Annotated in this window: 17 protein-coding genes and 1 pseudogene; 8 read left to right on the top strand and 10 right to left on the bottom strand. The window is 48.5% G+C overall.

From position 1 onward, the window contains the following. Positions 1-5 precede the first annotated feature (5 nt). Positions 6-479: a DUF202 domain-containing protein gene (locus H6F88_RS11040; RefSeq protein WP_190642805.1), complete on the top strand. Its 474-nt coding sequence runs from the start codon at positions 6-8 to the stop codon at positions 477-479. Here H6F88_RS11040 and larE read toward each other — a convergent pair. From larE to glyA, 6 genes are all read right to left on the bottom strand, one after another. Then, entirely contained in the window at positions 470-1,294 is an 825-nt protein-coding gene (gene larE, locus H6F88_RS11045) for an ATP-dependent sacrificial sulfur transferase LarE (RefSeq protein WP_190642806.1), read from the bottom strand. The two genes, H6F88_RS11040 and larE, sit on opposite strands and share 10 nt — an antisense overlap. 118 nt (positions 1,295-1,412) lie before the next feature. Further along, positions 1,413-1,916 carry a type II 3-dehydroquinate dehydratase gene (aroQ, locus tag H6F88_RS11050; RefSeq protein WP_190642807.1) on the bottom strand — a complete coding sequence of 168 codons (504 nt, stop codon included), beginning with the start codon at positions 1,914-1,916 and terminating at the stop codon, positions 1,413-1,415. Next, complete coding sequence (locus H6F88_RS11055; protein ID WP_190642823.1) at positions 1,900-2,073, bottom strand: hypothetical protein; 174 nt, start codon at positions 2,071-2,073, stop codon at positions 1,900-1,902. Before H6F88_RS11055 ends, aroQ begins: the two co-directional genes overlap by 17 nt. A 93-nt stretch (positions 2,074-2,166) precedes the next feature. Then, on the bottom strand, positions 2,167-3,447 hold the full coding sequence (locus tag H6F88_RS11060; protein ID WP_190642808.1) for a competence/damage-inducible protein A: 1,281 nt from the start codon (positions 3,445-3,447) through the stop codon (positions 2,167-2,169). A gap of 12 nt (positions 3,448-3,459) precedes the next feature. Continuing rightward, the gene (locus tag H6F88_RS11065) at positions 3,460-4,503 is read right to left on the bottom strand and encodes an MraY family glycosyltransferase (RefSeq protein ID WP_190642809.1); all 1,044 of its coding nucleotides are present in this window, start codon (positions 4,501-4,503) and stop codon (positions 3,460-3,462) included. Between the two features lie 837 nt (positions 4,504-5,340). Next, on the bottom strand, positions 5,341-6,627 hold the full coding sequence (gene glyA / locus H6F88_RS11070; RefSeq protein WP_190642821.1) for a serine hydroxymethyltransferase: 1,287 nt from the start codon (positions 6,625-6,627) through the stop codon (positions 5,341-5,343). A gap of 275 nt (positions 6,628-6,902) precedes the next feature. On the opposite strand from glyA, the gene H6F88_RS11075 reads away from it, so the two are divergent. Together H6F88_RS11075 and H6F88_RS11080 are read left to right on the top strand one after the other, a co-directional pair. Further along, positions 6,903-7,100 carry a hypothetical protein gene (locus H6F88_RS11075; RefSeq protein ID WP_190642810.1) on the top strand — a complete coding sequence of 66 codons (198 nt, stop codon included), beginning with the start codon at positions 6,903-6,905 and terminating at the stop codon, positions 7,098-7,100. A gap of 124 nt (positions 7,101-7,224) precedes the next feature. After that, the gene (locus H6F88_RS11080) at positions 7,225-7,716 is read left to right on the top strand and encodes a Tic20 family protein (RefSeq protein WP_190642811.1); all 492 of its coding nucleotides are present in this window, start codon (positions 7,225-7,227) and stop codon (positions 7,714-7,716) included. Positions 7,717-7,855: 139 nt separating this feature from the next. Here H6F88_RS11080 and H6F88_RS11085 read toward each other — a convergent pair whose 3' ends face one another. From H6F88_RS11085 to H6F88_RS11095, 3 genes are all read right to left on the bottom strand, one after another. Further along, positions 7,856-8,044 (bottom strand): hypothetical protein, encoded by a 189-nt coding sequence (locus tag H6F88_RS11085; protein WP_190642812.1) that lies wholly within the window; start codon positions 8,042-8,044, stop codon positions 7,856-7,858. 383 nt (positions 8,045-8,427) lie between these two features. After that, complete coding sequence (locus H6F88_RS11090; protein ID WP_190642813.1) at positions 8,428-10,092, bottom strand: Ppx/GppA phosphatase family protein; 1,665 nt, start codon at positions 10,090-10,092, stop codon at positions 8,428-8,430. Positions 10,093-10,519: 427 nt separating this feature from the next. Beyond that, positions 10,520-10,930 carry a DCC1-like thiol-disulfide oxidoreductase family protein gene (locus H6F88_RS11095; RefSeq protein WP_190642814.1) on the bottom strand — a complete coding sequence of 137 codons (411 nt, stop codon included), beginning with the start codon at positions 10,928-10,930 and terminating at the stop codon, positions 10,520-10,522. Between the two features lie 238 nt (positions 10,931-11,168). Between H6F88_RS11095 and H6F88_RS11100 the strand changes: the two genes are divergently transcribed. The 5 genes from H6F88_RS11100 (at position 11,169) to H6F88_RS11120 (ending at position 16,214) form a co-directional block, all read left to right on the top strand. Continuing rightward, positions 11,169-12,233: a PstS family phosphate ABC transporter substrate-binding protein gene (locus tag H6F88_RS11100; protein WP_190642815.1), complete on the top strand. Its 1,065-nt coding sequence runs from the start codon at positions 11,169-11,171 to the stop codon at positions 12,231-12,233. A 110-nt stretch (positions 12,234-12,343) separates the two neighbouring features. Continuing rightward, a complete protein-coding gene (gene pstC, locus H6F88_RS11105; RefSeq protein WP_190642816.1) occupies positions 12,344-13,285 on the top strand; it encodes a phosphate ABC transporter permease subunit PstC in 942 nt (313 codons plus the stop codon). Further along, positions 13,282-14,202 (top strand): phosphate ABC transporter permease PstA, encoded by a 921-nt coding sequence (gene pstA, locus H6F88_RS11110; RefSeq protein WP_190642817.1) that lies wholly within the window; start codon positions 13,282-13,284, stop codon positions 14,200-14,202. The genes pstC and pstA overlap by 4 nt, the downstream gene beginning before the upstream one ends. A 62-nt stretch (positions 14,203-14,264) precedes the next feature. After that, positions 14,265-15,071 carry a phosphate ABC transporter ATP-binding protein PstB gene (gene pstB / locus H6F88_RS11115; protein WP_190642818.1) on the top strand — a complete coding sequence of 269 codons (807 nt, stop codon included), beginning with the start codon at positions 14,265-14,267 and terminating at the stop codon, positions 15,069-15,071. 216 nt (positions 15,072-15,287) lie between these two features. Then, the gene (locus tag H6F88_RS11120; protein WP_190642822.1) at positions 15,288-16,214 is read left to right on the top strand and encodes an alpha/beta fold hydrolase; all 927 of its coding nucleotides are present in this window, start codon (positions 15,288-15,290) and stop codon (positions 16,212-16,214) included. Positions 16,215-16,319: 105 nt separating this feature from the next. Here H6F88_RS11120 and H6F88_RS33280 read toward each other — a convergent pair. Then, positions 16,320-16,416: pseudogene (locus H6F88_RS33280) on the bottom strand (IS982 family transposase); the annotation flags it as partial.

Here is a 16,416-nt window from a genome sequence, read left to right on the forward strand (position 1 = left end):
TCTGTGTGAACGAGCAACCCAAGATCGATCGCCAGCGAGAACATCAGGCAAATGAGCGAACTTTTTTGGCGTGGCTGAGAACGGCGATCGCCTTGATTGGCTTTGGGCTGGCGATCGCTCGATTTGGCTTGTTCCTGCGAGAATTACAGACTGCTGTTGTTGAGGACGGACTTGCTGCCTGTTCCATATTTAGCTATCAAACTCTCGGTATCGCGCTGGTTGTTGTTGGACTGGTAGTAATCGTCCTGTCCGTGTGGCGCTACAACCAGGTATTCTGGCAAATTGAACAAGCAGACTATCGCCCTAGTCGCTTGATGGTCTGGCTCACGGCAGGCACAGTGCTAATTTTGGGGCTGCTCAGCATTCCTTTTGTCCTATGGCGACAGCCCCCTCCGGACCCAGCTCGTAATTCTCAAAGTGGGGTCGCTCCTGCTGATTATTTCTCTTCAAAATTAGCCAATATCATCAATCAGTTTTGAGCCAGAAGTTCAGGCTGCAAAACCTGGTTAAGTTTACCGCTGCGATAGCCTTCCAGGTCAAGCGTGACGTAGAGAAATCCATAGGATTGGAAGGCAGAAACTAGAGTTGGTAAATCAGTCTTCAAGACAAAGTCTTTGATTTGATCAGGCAGCAACTCAATGCGGGCAGTATCCGCTTCTGAACGCACTCGCAGGTTTTGCCACCCCAGGTTGCGCAGATAGCGTTCAGATCTGCCAACTCGCTGAAGTTTGCCAACGGTGATCTCTTCACCATAGGGAAACCGGGAACTAAGACAGGGTTGGGCAGGTTTGTCCCACCAGGGCAAGCCCAGCAGTCTTGAGAGTTCGCGAACTTCGGCTTTGGTCACACCGACTTCTGCTAGGGGCGATCGCGCTCCTCGTTCTTTCGCTGCTTGAATTCCGGGACGATAGTCTGACAAGTCATCTGCATTAACACCGTCTACCACGTAAGGATAGCCCCACTTGAGTGCTAGGGGTTTGAGTGTGTCGTGCAGTTCACTTTTGCAGAAGTAGCAGCGATTGACTGGGTTCGAGGTGTAGTTGGGGTTGTCCATCTCATGAGTCTGTACCACCTGATGGGCGATGCCGATTTCTGCTGCCTGGATTCGGGCATCTTCTAAATCTTCGGGCAATAAGGAGGGAGATTCAGCTGTGATTGCTAAGGCTCGATCGCCCAGCACATCGAAGGCAATTTTTGCCACCAGCGTACTGTCAATTCCACCAGAATAAGCAACTAGCGCTTGTCCCATTTCGGTAAATAGAGCTTTGAGTTGCTCAAGTTTTTCTGTCAGCATCTTTCCTCCATGCCAGTAGCGCACCGTCCCGTCCTGAACGGTCTCAAAATCAAAAAGACCAAGTGGTTTAACACTCAGCCTTTCTCCAGCGTAACGAATTTTTGTAAAAACTTGAGTACTAGTTCCGTCTCAGGTAGTGAACTAACGCATGAAGCCCCAGACGATAGCTGTCAGCTCCAAAACCGCTAATTTGCCCAATTGCCACTGGTGCAATGTAAGAGTGATGCCGAAAAGCCTCGCGTCGGTAAATGTTACTAAGATGGACCTCTACAACTGGTAGCAAGACAGACGCGATCGCATCTCGAATAGCAACGCTTGTATGGGTATACGCACCAGGATTAATCAGAATACCGTGATGCTCACCTAGCGCTTCCTGAATCGCGTCAATCAGTACACCTTCGTGATTAGACTGGACACTCGAAACATTTACCTGGAGCGATCGCCCTTCCTGATCTAGAGAGCGATTAATGCCATCCAGCGTTTCATGCCCGTAAATGCCTGGTTCGCGCTTACCCAAAAGGTTCAAATTAGGGCCATGCAGAACTAAAATGCTCAACCATTGAGCGCTTGATTCTGAAGAGGCACTTAACCCAGAAGGTTCACGACTATCGGCGGCGGTCATTAACAGGAATTGGAATGGGTTCGGGTTCAGGCTCAGCTTCTGGGCCTAACAGAGCATCAATTAGCCTGCGTGCCCACTCTTTCAGCTTGTCCAGTATGTTTTCGATGTAATCCATTAACCCAAAGGCTCCTTCGCCGTAGACCAGGAACTTAATCAAGCCAAGAAAGTCTTAGCTTAAATAAAGTCAACGTAAAGTGTTCACCTTGATCATAACGAATCTTTCAGAATGATCAAGTCGGTTAATTATTTGTTAAGGATTGCTGGGGATCAAGAGCCTGCGCCGCAGCAGGTCAAGCGCATTGCAGGTACTAATCCAGCGAATCCAGTCACGGCTGCGTTGTGAACCGAAGGAATAAACGAAGCTTTCGACCTGCTCATCTGGTCCGGCTAAGCCGATGTAAACCAAGCCTACAGGTTTTTCTTCTGTGCCGCCCGTTGGTCCGGCAACTCCCGTAATGCTGAGTCCCCAAGTGGTCGCTAAACGCTGCTTAACTCCTAGCGCCATTTGCTTCGCGACAACATCGCTTACTGCCCCGTGCTGCGCTAAATCTTCTGGGTTAACGTCCAGCAGCAAGACCTTGACCTGGTTGTCATAAGAGATGACTCCTCCCTTGAAGTAGCTAGAACTGCCCGAAACTGATGTCAGCAGATGTCCTAATCCACCCCCTGTGCACGACTCCGCTACCGACAGAGTTTGTCCAGCATCCTGAAGCAGTTTGCCAACTGCCACAGCAAGGGTATCGTCATCCTTGCCGTAATAATCTGCCCCAGCAATTTCACGAAGTTGCTGAGTGACGGGTTCAATCAGTTCCAGTGCTGCCGCTTCTGAACTGGCTTTGGCAGAAACTCGCAACCTGACTTCTCCTTTTCCGGCATAAGGAGCGACGGTCGGATTTTTTAGGTCAAAAAAGGAAACCACTTTTTCAGCCAAAGTTGATTCGCCAATGCCCCAAAAGCGCAATGTGCGGCTGTAGATAATTTCCTTGCCCCATCCCTGGCTTTGAAGATAAGGAACGGCAGTTTGCTGCCACATTGCCTGCATTTCACTGGGAACACCAGGAAAGGTCATCAAGGTTAGCCCAGACCGGGGCTGCCAGATAATTCCAGGAGCGCTGCCCCAGGGATTGGGTAAGATTTCTGCGCCCTTGGGAACAAGTGCTTGTTTACGGTTGCTAGGTGACATGACTCTGCCGCGACTAGCAAACTTACGAGCAATGTCTTCGAGAATGTCAGGACGCTCAATGAGAGGAACTTCAAAGAAGTCTGCCAGGGTTTCGGTGGTCAGGTCGTCAGGAGTTGGACCTAAGCCACCTGTAAAGATCAGAAGGCGCGATCGCTCACAGGCGATCGCCAGTACCTTCTGTAGCCTCAGCGGATTGTCTCCCACAACCGTTTGGTAATAGTGAGGAATCCCTAACTGAGCGAGCTGTTGGGCCAGAAATTGGGCATTGCTGTTGAGAATTTCACCCAGCAGCAACTCTGTGCCCACACAGATAATTTCGGCACTATTCGTTTCGGCACTATGGCTCATCAAGTTCACCTACTAACGGGCATGTTTTCTAACTTGCCAGCTCATATAGCTGAGCAGTGCAGTCGCCCCAACTGCATAAGCAACCCCACTAGGGATATTAGAAAAGGCTAGCGCTAAACTGCCAACCCAAAGTGTCAGTGCATAGATAAATAGAACCGTTAGCCGATGAGAAAGCCCCGCGTTGAGTAAGCGATGGTGCAGATGGCGTTTGTCTGCAACGAAAGGAGATTTGCCGTGACGTAAACGGTCCAAGATGACTGCCGACATATCTAAAATTGGCACTGCCAAAATGAGATAGGGCAAGAGGACAGCAACTGTAGTAACGCTCTTGACTAACCCGACTACCCCTACGCCAGCCAGGGTAAAGCCCATATAATAAGCCCCCCCGTCGCCCATAAAAATTTGGGCTGGATTGAAGTTATAGCGGAGAAATCCCAGAGCACCCCCGGCAAGGGCGGCGGCAATCAAAGCAGCGGCGGGTTGATTCATGAAGAGACTGACGACCAGCATGACGACGGCGGCAATCCCGGAGACTCCTGCTGCAAGCCCATCGAGCCCATCAATCCAATTGATGGCGTTGGCCATGCCAACCAACCAGATAATCGTAATGGGCAGATTAATCCAAACGGGCAGAGAGACTAACCCCAGGAAGGGCACGGTGAGAAAATCGATTTGGACCCCTACTTGCCAAGCACAGCCTGCTACGATCGCCTGTAGCAACAGCCTGACCACTGCAGGTAGACCAAATAGGTCATCGGCTAACCCAATTAGAAAAAAGCCCAAACCGCCAACGGTAACGCCCCAAATTTCGTATTCTTTGTCGGGTGGCAGATAGCCAAATCCGCCCAGCCCCCAAATGGTTAGCAGCGCCACTAGCGCTCCTAGAAATATGGAAACTCCGCCCAAGCGTACCATTGGTCGTTGGTGAACTTTGCGTCCACCCGGCATGTCTACGCGCCCGCTCTTGAGTCCAATTTTTTTGACAATCGGCGTGCTAATAAGAACAACCACAGCCGAAACCAGGAACGCAGCCAGGTGGTATAACTGAGGAGGCATCTGATAACTATAAGATAGGGTGCAGACAAAACTAAGTTTCAGGCAGAGTCTACATGAACTGTCGGCTCAATGCTAGGGCTTTGACTAAGATGATTGTGACATCTCAAGGTAAGTGCTCTTACATTGATTCATGACCGGATACTTGCAATCCGCCTGAAATGAGAGCAGCGATATAGCTAAACGTTCTGAGCCGTAGAATTTCAGAACTTTAATTTTAGGGCTTTGAGAATTCTGCCGAGGCATTAGTTTAATGCTTCTCAAAGCCAGACATAGAATATGTTTTCAGCAAGTTTTCGCCTAGATTTATTGTTTTAATCGTGATACCGAAGCAATTAAATCCTGGCTTCAGCAGCAGTTATTCCAATATTCAATATGAGACTACACAATCGAGCATTCACTCGATCTGTAGTGCAGTGCTTGTATACATCAGTAGCAACTCTACCTGGACTTACTTGCTAACTGCTATTCGTTTAATTAATAGGAAAAGTTGCGAGAAATATTTTTTGGGCGTTGCTGAATGCAGGTATGATTCGCGAATCTCAGTTCCCTCTGTAGAGTCATGGCAATGCATGACTCTACGAATTTCATACATCAAATCAGCAATGCCATTTTTTGAACTCAGGGTGACGACTTGTCTAACAAAAGCTCTTTGTAGAGTTAAGAGCATCGTTCTTGCAAAGAGGCAGGCTTTCAATTTTCTTTTCCAATGGGGCTTCTTGACACAAGGTGTGGCTTTCTCAACCCCTGAGATGTGTTTAAAAACTTAAATAAAAAAAGTTGATTTTTCGAGCATTGAACACGAAAAATCAACTTTATAAAGCAACCTTGGCTAGGTAATTAGCCCAAGTGGGGATAGAGGGGGAAGCGATCGCACAAGGCTGCAACTCGCTGTCGGCAGTTTTGAGCTACTGCCTCATCTTCTGGGTTTAAAAGGCGATCGGCAATAATATTAGCGATTTCGGTAAACTCTGGTGTACCCATGCCGCGAGTGGTCATTGCAGGTGAGCCAAGTCGCAGTCCACTCGTGACAAAAGGTGATTCTGGGTCAAAGGGCACCGTATTTTTGTTTGCCGTAATGTTGACTCCACTTACAAGTTGGTCTGCCCGCTTACCCGTCATGCCGACAGAGCGCAAGTCAACCAAAATTAGATGATTGTCAGTGCCGCCTGAAACTAGCTTAAATCCACGCTCCTGGAGTTGCGTTGCCATTGCCTGAGCATTGCGGATCACTTGAGCTGAGTAGGTTTTGAATTCAGGTTGAAGGGCTTCACCAAAGGCAACGGCTTTCCCTGCGATCACATGCTCTAGTGGCCCACCCTGAGAACCTGGAAAGACAGCTTTGTCCAGTTTTTTGCCCAGTTCTGCATCACGGGTCAAAATCAAGCCACCCCGTGGTCCACGCAGCGTTTTATGGGTGGTGGTGGTGACGACATCGCAATAGGGTAGTGGATTGGGGTGATGTCCGGTTGCGACTAATCCGGCGATATGGGCAATGTCGGCTAGCAGCAAGGCCCCAACTTCGTCAGCGATCGCCCTGAACTGGTCAAACCGAATCACTCGTGGATAAGCCGAATACCCGCAAATCAATAGCTTAGGACGATGTTTTAGCGCCAGATCTCTTATCTGGTCGTAGTCAAGCTGCTCTGTTTCTGCACTAACGCCGTAGTGCTGCACCTTAAACCACTTGCCCGACACATTGACTGGGGAACCGTGCGTCAAATGCCCACCATGAGACAAATCCATGCCCATGATTGTGTCACCTGGCTCTAGCAAGGACAGGAAAACCGCAAAGTTTGCCTGTGCGCCAGAATGAGGTTGGACGTTGGCATGGGCTGCACCAAACAGCTCTTTTGCGCGATCGATTGCAATTTGCTCGATTTGATCAACAAATTCACAACCGCCGTAGTAGCGCTTTTGGGGCAAACCCTCTGCATATTTGTTGGTCAATACGGAACCTTGAGCAGCCAGCACTGAGGGAGACGTAAAATTCTCACTCGCAATCAGTTCTAGGTGATCACGCTGGCGCTGGAGTTCGTTCTGAATCAAGCCAGCAACCGCCGGATCGGTTTTTTCTACAAAATCTAAATTAGTTTGAACGGTCGTTTTAGCTACAGCTTGAGTCACAGACAAACCCCCAAATCCACAATTCAGCACAGTTTCATTCACGGTAGCCGGATTGATGATCAACCGTTCTTGGCTGCTCACAATTCACAAGCTAAATTTATCCCGAGTTAATGATCATAACGCTTCACTGCATCGACTTCATGAGTTGGATCAGCCATTCAAGTCTTTTCATTAAGGACTCGTTAAAGTATGTAATACCCTTGACAACTCCTCCAAAGGAGTAGCTTAAGATTAGAGCTAGTGGGCTAGGCTTACCCGCTTAAGGTAGGTGCTTCATGCTAGTCATCTTGATGGAAAATCAACTGCTCTCTCCCCATCAAGTTTGTCAAACTTGCTTGATGGCTAGTCAAACCGGGCAACCTCGCTGGCAGCAAGGTCAGCTTTTGTGCGGTCGTTCTCTTGGTAAGTTGACTGACAGTCAACCCGCTCAATTTGAGTGTCAAATGGGGTTCCGAATTGCGAACATTGAGTGATTGAATCAGCCCTGTCCTACTCCAAGTACCCGCTTGGACAGATTTTTGTTGACTGGGCGACTGCGCTATCCTGGTCTTAGTGTAGAAATGTAAGAAAGTAGCCCCAATTTGAGGAGAGCAAAACATGAGCTGGCGTGGCTCCACTAACCCCAAGGATCGCTTTTTCGCTTGTCTGCCCTATCTTTTGCCCCTGATTGATGGGCTAGCTTTTGGTATATATTTCTTCCGGCAGTTTCCTGCACTTGAAGTAATTCTTCTGCCCCTAACTCCAATCTTGCTAGTTTACAGCACCATAGATAGGGCTTTATTTGGATTTGGTGGATTGATCGTATTCTTTGCCTTGTTCCTGCTTGTAGTCAGGAACGAAAGCATTAACCACTTCATCCGGTTCAATGCAATGCAAGCGATCTTGTTAGACATCATTCTAGTTTTGTGCAAATTTATTTTAAGCCTGTTTGGTTCAGGTCTAGGTGGCGGACTGATTATTGAAACAGTCTATAACGTCATTTTCTTTGGCATGATTGCCGCAGTTGTTTACTCCATTATTCAGTCTGCGATGGGCCGCTACGCAGAGATTCCGACCCTTTCAGATGCGGTTTACATGCAGGTTCGCTAGCAAGGCTAGTACTCTTACTGCTCTAAATGCTAAGCGCTGGTGCAGATTGAGCCAGCGCTTTTTTATTGAAGTGAAGCTTACGAGAATGCTTTCCCAGCCCTAGCTTTCCCAGTCCTATGTCACGTCAACTTTGCTACTTTCACGAAAGCTGCTGTTGTGCCCGCCATGCCAAGGCGATCGCCAGTGCAACACTTGGCAAGAGTACCAAAGTTAAAACAATTGCTGTACTGGATGAAATAGACAAAAGGGGCATAACATATTTGATGGCTACTGCTAGACCCCCCGAAACGATGAATACTTTCAAAATATAAATTGCATTACTATCCATTCAAGGTTTACCTGAAACTGCTTAACCTAACGCGCTAGTCACTTATAGTAATTCTAATTGCGTGGCGTATAGCGGCGGCAGTGGATCGAGCTGTTGCTCTATGCCACGCTTTGTATTCCATTCAACAAGCACCGCTATCAGTTAGGACAAAAAAGGAGATAGCTAAACTATCTCCTGCTCAGTGTTCTCACCCTATTTCAACTTTTATCAAGCCAAACGACTAAGTCTAAAAGTATTCCTATTGTGCCCACGCACCCCGGTATTGCACACGCAAGGACGGTTGCCAGGAATGGATCGATATTTATTTCCAAGCTAGCGAAGGGCTTTATCTTTATCTCGATACTCGTCTTAATGAGGGCTTTGAAGCAGCTTAAGTTGAGAGATTAGGATGAGGCATTTAACAGCTTAGATTGTTCTAGCTGGGGAATGAGTTTCAGGTTGAACTCGGACTCAAAGCAGCCTTTTTTGTAATCGAGGCTCCAAAGTTCGAGGGCACAATCATCTCCGGGTTTCTTTGCTTGAAGCAACAGGTGCAGTTCCCGCTGGTTGGGGTCGTACTTGAAGGTGACTTGCCGAACTGCACCTATTTGACGGCGATCGAGCGCAACGGCTAGACGTAATAGGGTACTGAGTTGTTCGACGATGCGACGATGTTGCTTGCTAGTCAGGTTTCGATAGTTTTCGTGCTTTTTCTTAGGGCAACTTTTGCGATGGTAGCGGGCCAAATTGGCGATGGTCTCGATTTCAGTTTCGGTGTAGCCTAATAGGTCTCCCTGCCGAATTAAGTAATAGGAATGTTTGTGGTGAGAGGAATGGTTGACGAAGTGCCCGCAGTTGTGGAGCATGGCGGCCGCCCACAGCAATTCTCGCTCTTCTGTACCCCAATCGTGTAACATGCCCTGGGTTTGGTCAAATAGGGTAAGCGCAAATTGGGCAACTCGTTCGCTGTGCTCTAGGTTAATTCCATATTTGCGGGCAATTTTGACAACGCTGCGCTGGCGTACAGAGCTTTGAAAGCGCAGTCGGTCTTCGATCAGCCCGTGGGTTAGCATCCAATCAACAACGACTCCTTCTCGGAGCGATCGCTCGCAAATCGTGACCGTCTCCATACCTAGCAGGGTCATTGCCTCTTGCAAAATGACTGCCCCAGCTACAATGATTTCGGCGCGACGGTCTGACATTCCAGGAATATTTAGCCGTTCCTGGTAGTTCAGTCTACGCAGACGGTTAACGAGTTCTCGCAGGTCTTTCAAGCTGAACTGATAGCCATTGAGCGGAGTGGGAATGACTCCTAGCTTTTCCCGAGCGTGAATTGCGGCTAAAGCTTCAATCGTGCCAGAGGTACCGACTAAGCGAGGCAGTTCGCCAGCGTTTAGGTGAGCCTGTAATTCTTCTACCGATCGCTCTAGCATTCCTCGGACGAAGGCTTGCAGATGGTTAAATTCACTGTTGCTGATCGGGTCAGTGTTAACAATGTCAGCCGTCAGTCGTACTGCTCCAACTTTTGTGCTACTGAGGGTACGGGGTTCGTGCCCGTCGCCCAGCACTAGTTCTGTGGAACCGCCACCAATATCGATGATGACGTGAGGGTGGTTGCCAAACTCCATCCCCGACAGCACACCTAAATAAATTCGGCGGGCTTCCTCTTGTCCTGAAATCAGGTTGACCATCAGCCGCAGTTCGCTCTCGATCTGCTGGAGAAAGTCTCGCCCATTTGGGGCTTCTCGGACAGCGCTAGTGGCAACGGCAACGATGTCTTCAGCATTGAGGCTGTGAGCAATTTTTTGGCAGCGCTTGAGAGCATCCATTGCCCGCGTCATTGCCTCTGGAGTCAGCTTGCCTGTCTCTCTGTCGCGATCGCCTAGACGCACTGTCGCTTTTTCTTTAGCAATAATGGTGAATGCAGGAATTGCAGGCTGAATTCGCACTACAACCATGTGAATGGAATTAGTCCCAACGTCGATCGCCGCCAAAATACGATCTTGAGTAACGCTGCTTGATGGAAAACTAAACAAGTGATCTTTAGTCTCGTAAATCGAATTAATCATCCAAACATCCAGGGTTTTCAATGTTGGGACGGACTTCTGTCTAGATCTGAATGAGGTAACAACAAAGGTAATCTAGCCGCAGCACACTAATCCAGACAAACTAAGTTTTGCCTGAACCACCGAGGAACCTTGCTAGATTGAAGTCTTTATCCAGTTACTCCACTGGGATTACAGCGTCCGGAGGCTTCTTTAGGGCTAATCTGTGGCAAGCGATCAAATTCAGACAGAAACACTGGCAACGGGGAGTCACCTGTGCTACCACACTCCTGTTTCACCCCCTATTGTCTACCAGATTGTCGCCAAGAGTCACATCTGGCTGCAGCTAGAACCCAGGAATTTACATAGAGTTTACAGTCTAACGGTTTGGATTTGATTCACGAGCTAAAACAGTGGTATACCTTCATCGTGGCTCGTTTCAGCCCTTCTTCTACTTTCTGCAAGCATCGGTGTTGCAGATTGGGTAAGCAGACTCATAGAGGCTAGAGCGTCGGCCAAACCAGGCATAGCGATTATCGCGAACTTGGACGTAGAGGCGATCGCCCCCCCACTTCACCCCAGGCATTGCTCGATACGCATTTATAAACACTTCACCTAGCGGTAGCAAACGCCCAATTTCTTCAGCCGCATCACTGCCCTGCCATCGCTGTTGGGGAACGTTAGCATTGATTAAAAGCATTCCTTTTTCGCAGTCCTGTGACGTAATGCCAAACTGCTCCAGTGTTGCCTGGTCCTGCATTGGTGCATATTGAAATTGCTTACCCTGATCCAGTTTTTCAAGCAACTGAACTAGCGTAGAGCAGAGATTACAGTTACCGTCATAGATTACGTAGTGGGTCATGGTAAATGTGAGCAAAAAGTGATCGTCAGTACGTAGAAATGAACAAATTTAAACAAAATTAATACTTCAAATTTAGCCTAAAAATCTCTATTAGCAGCAGTTATTGAACTTTTAACGTATAGTGGACTACAGAATTTCGGGACAAGTATTCCAGAAGACAAGTTTACTTAACCTTATCTTTACACTCAAACGGTAGGATGCAGGCGTTTCCCAAACAGATTTACAACACCCAAAGATCATGCTGTTTCAACTTCGTTCAAAGCGTTTTGCATATCTAGCCGCCTCAATTGCTCTCACTTTCGTTGTGTCCTCTTGTGCGGGGGGTGGCACTGACACCTCCACCGAAGCGCCCGAAGGCGAAACGGCTGAAGCACCAGCTGAGGGCGGCGGCGATCTGAGTGGCACTATCGCTATTGATGGTTCCAGCACCGTCTTCCCCATCTCTGAGGCGATGGCAGAAGAGTTTATGGCTGCCAACAATGGTGTTCAGGTTACGGTTGGCACCTCTGGTACGGGTGGTGGCTTTGAAAAGTTCTGCGCTGGTGAAACCCAAATCTCCAACGCTTCTCGCATCATTGAGGCAGATGAAATTGCTGCATGTGAAGCAGCAGGTATTGAATTCATCGAACTCCCAGTTGCTCAAGACGCACTGACCGTCGTGGTTAACCCCGAAAATGATTGGGCAGAGTGCATGACCATTGAGCAGCTCAACACCATGTGGGCACCCGAAGCTCAGGGCACTGTTAGCAACTGGAACCAGGTTGACCCCTCTTTCCCAGATGCGCCTCTAGCACTCTATGGTCCCGGAACTGATTCTGGTACATTCGATTACTTCACAGATGTTGTCAACGGTGAAGAAGGTGCAAGTCGTGGAGACTACACCTCCAGCGAAGATGATAACGTGATCGTTCAGGGTGTGGTTGGTGACCCCAATGCACTTGGATATTTTGGCTACGCTTACTATGAGGAGAACGCAGATAGCCTCAAAGCAGTTCAAGTCGATGGTGGTGAAGGTTGCGTTGCACCCAGTGCTGAAACTGTGCTAGACGGTAGCTATGCTCCTCTCTCTCGTCCGCTTTTTGTCTATGTCAGCACCGCAGCGCTTGAAGAACCCCATATTCAAGAGTTTGTTAACTTCTACGTTGATGAGGCAAACGCCTCATTAGTAGAAGAAGTTGGCTATGTACCTCTGGGTGATGAGCTTACTCCACTGGTACAGGCTCGTTTAGAGAATGGTGTAACGGGATCGGCGTTTGCAGAAGCCGCCGAAGGTGCGTCCCTACCTGAGATTTTGGCCCAGTAGTTTGGCTAGTGCCGATCGCCCCCATTCCACTGAATGGGGGCGATCGGCTTCAGTTTAAGCATTCATCTTAGAGAGCCAGTTCCCTGCTTCCCCTCCCAAAACCTGTCATTATGACTACCAGTCAATTACCAGATCCATCTCAAAACAGTAGACTCTGGCAACCAAACCGCAAGCTCAGCAAGACAATGGAAAAGTTAGCAAAAGGCTTGTTTGGAGCTTTTGGCATTCTTTCCATTTTCACAACCGTTGGAATCGTTCTCACTCTGGTCTTTGAAACCATTTTGTTCTTTCGGGAAGTGCCCATCTGGGATTTTCTGACGGATACCCAGTGGACTCCCCTCTTCACCAATTCCCAATACGGCATCATGGTGCTGATCAGTGCCACACTGCTTACATCTGTAATCGCTCTAATTGTGGCGATGCCAATGGGAATTCTGGCTGCTGTTTGTTTAAGTGAATATGCACCTCGCAAGGTGCGTAGCTGGTTAAAGCCAGCCTTGGAAATTTTGGCAGGGGTGCCAACCGTTGTGTTTGGTTATTTTGCTCTCTTCCTTGTAACCCCGATTCTGCGGCTTTTTGTTCCTGGTCTTCAGCAATTTAACGGCTTGAGTGCTGGAATTGTACTGGGAATCGCAATTCTGCCCACGATTGCCTCTCTTAGTGAAGATGCAATCTATGCTGTGCCCCAAAGTCTCCGACAAGGTTCCTATGCTTTAGGAGCAACTAAGCGTGAGACGATTACCAATGTCGTGTTACCGGCTGCTCTTTCAGGGATTGTGGCTTCTTTCATTCTGGGAGTAGCGCGAGCAGTTGGGGAAACGATGATTGTCACCATTGCAGCCGGACAAAACCCAAGGCTGACGCTTGATCCTCGTGTGCCAATTCAGACGATGACTTCGTTTATTGTGCAGGTTGCTGGAGGAGATGCGCCAACTGGTTCAATTGAGTACATCACTCTCTTCGCAGTGGGAATGACTCTGTTTCTGATCACCCTGGTGCTGAATGGTTTTAGTTTCTGGTTTGTTCGCCGTTTCCGGGAGAAGTACGAATGACAGTTACAGATCCAAACGCCTTTTCTCAGGATGATTTGGCTAAGCAGCGGTTTAACCCAAACTTAGCTGGACGCTACAGGCTAGACAATATTTTTAGAATTGCTAGCTGGGTTGCTACCATAGCGGGATTGGTTGTGCTGGCATTTCTGCTGATTGATGTTTTAGTTGATGGGCTTCCTCGGTTAAATTGGCAGTTTCTCACTAGCTTCCCCTCTCGTAGCGCTGAACGGGCAGGAATTTTAGCTCCCTTGGTAGGCACAGTTTGGTTGCTGTTTATCACCGCCCTTGTGGCTTTTCCAATTGGAGTTGGGGCAGGCATTTTCCTAGAAGAATTTTCTACGGATAATCTCTTCACCAGAATTCTTGAGATTAACATCGGGAACCTGGCCGCTGTCCCATCCATCATCTATGGATTGCTCGGCTTGGCGGTGTTTGTTCGCGTTTTTGTAGATATTACGGGTGGTCGTACTGTGTTTGCCGCAGGCTTGACGCTGGCATTGCTAATTTTGCCGGTTATTATTGTTGCGACCCGTGAAGCTTTGAGAGCAGTGCCAGATAGTCTGCGGCTGGCAGGGATGGCGCTGGGTGCAACGCGTTGGCAAACCGTGAGAGAGCATGTGTTGCCCCAGGCGTTTCCAGGTATTTTAACGGGTACGATTTTGGCTTTATCTAGGGCGATCGGCGAAACTGCGCCGCTAATTGTGATTGGGGCGCAGACTTTTGTGCCGTACATTCCATCTTTTCGGGAAGGTGGCTTTAGCGCTTTACCGATTCAGATTTTTAACTGGGTAGGTCGTCCTCAGGCAGAGTTTCACACCAACGCTGCGGCTGGAATTATTGTCTTGATGATAGTGCTGTTGATCATGAATGCAACGGCAATCTATTTGCGAAATCGGTTCCAGGCTGGAAAGGTTTGATCCTTGAATGTGTTGGTATCTTCGCTGGTTCTAATTATTTGAAATAAAAAGGTCAATATTTCATGCAGACTAATCCTTCTACAGCCGTTGGCACCGGCACAGCTTTCCATGTTGATCAAGCCAGTTACTATTACGGTTCTTTTTTGGCAGTTAGCAATGTCTCGGTAGATGTTCCTGAGCGCAAAATTACTGCTTTTATTGGCCCATCGGGTTGTGGTAAGAGCACGGTGCTGCGCTGCTTTAACCGTCTCAATGACCTGATTCCAGGCGCTCACGTAAAGGGTACGATTCAGTATCGTGGAGTTGACCTTTACGATAAGAGCGTAGATGCTACCGAGTTGCGTCGCCGCATTGGAATGGTGTTTCAGAAGCCAAATCCTTTCCCTAAGTCAATCTATGAAAACATTGCGTTTGGGGCGCGGATCAATGGTTACAAGGGCGATATGGATGAGCTAGTAGAGCGATCGCTCCGCAAAGCTGCTCTCTGGGAAGAGGTGAAAGACAAGCTCAGGGAAAGCGGTCTATCCATTTCAGGTGGTCAACAGCAGCGGCTTTGCATTGCGCGGGCGATCGCCATCGAACCCGAAGTACTGCTGATGGATGAACCCTGTTCTGCGCTTGACCCCATTTCTACCCTCCGGGTTGAGGACTTGATGCACGAATTAAAAGAGCAGTTCACCATCGTGATTGTGACGCACAACATGCAACAGGCTTCTCGTGTCTCTGATATGACTGCTTTCTTTAACGCTCAAGCAACTGAAAAAGGCGGCAAGCAGGGTTACCTGGTGGAATATGCGCCCACCCAAAATATTTTCAACAACCCAACTCAGCAAGCAACTCAAGACTACGTTAGCGGTCGTTTTGGCTAAGATCTGTGATTTTGCTGATGCAGCTAAGTTTGAGCGTAGAGGTGATGCTTCTGCGCTCTAATTTTTTCTCCCCTCTAATTTTTATCGAGGAAGCTTGCTTTGATTGAAGTGGAGCGATCGCAGCAGATCTATAATCCTGGTCATGCCTTTTTAGAGATTGATTGGCACAATAAAAAAGTAAAGATTTGTAATAGCCCATTCGTCCGGTGCGATGCGATGTCTCTAACTTCAAACCTCCCAGCTGCTGTTAGCTCTTTTTCACCCTCTCAAACCTGGATGTGGAAGGGATTTCCTATCTGTTATCAGGCTGAAGGAGAATCAGGGCCAGCAGTTGTGCTGATTCATGGTTTTGGAGCCTCCTGGCAGCATTGGCGCAAAAACATTCCTGCCCTGGCAGAAAGCTGTCGAGTTTATGCGATCGATCTGATTGGCTTTGGTAGCTCTGCTAAGCCCGTTCCTTTTAGCGAAATTGAATACACCTTTGAAACTTGGGCACAGCAAGTTGCTGATTTTTGCCAAGAAGTTGTTGGTGCTCCCGCCTATCTGGTTGGAAATTCAATCGGCTGTATTGTTGCAATGCAAACTGCCGTTAGTCATGCTGACTCTGTGCTGGGAATCGCTATGCTCAACTGCTCATTGCGATTGCTGCACGATCGCCGTCGTGCTACCTTACCCTGGTATCGGCGTATGGGCGCACCGCTCCTACAAAGGGTTCTAGCAGTTCGCTGGTTGGGTCACAATTTTTTTAGATTAATTGCTCGTCCCAATACCGTTCGCAAAATTTTGCTGAAAGCTTATATCCGTCCTGAAGCCGTAACCGACGAATTGGTTGACATGCTGATGGCTCCGGCAGCGGATGCGGGTGCAGCGGATGTATTTCTAGCATTCACCGGTTACTCTCAGGGTCCGCTGCCTGAAGATTTGCTGGAAGTGCTGCCTTGTCCTGCAATTTTGCTTTGGGGAACTCAAGATCCTTGGGAGCCGATTGCTCTGGGACGCGACTTAGCAAACTTTCCTGCTGTTAAAGAATTCATTCCCCTTGAAGGTGTGGGTCATTGTCCTCAAGATGAAGCACCGGAACTGGTAAACCCAATTTTGCAGGAATGGATTTTATCCCAGGCTTCGACCCACGAGACGTATTAAAGCCACTGCGCTAGTTACTTCAGCTAGGACAAAAAGGCAGGACAAAGCGAAGACTTGTCCCGCTTTTTTGTCCTGAGCTGTATGGCTACTTAACGTCAATTCGGCTTAAGCAAACGCAGGCAGAGCAGTGTCAATGAGCAGGGAGGGCTTCTTGGGTTGGTGGCAGTAGGCGATCAAGCCACAGACTAAGTTTACCAGGCAG

It is taken from the genome of Oculatella sp. FACHB-28, from assembly GCF_014696015.1.
Classification (GTDB): Bacteria; Cyanobacteriota; Cyanobacteriia; order Elainellales; family Elainellaceae; genus JAAUTN01.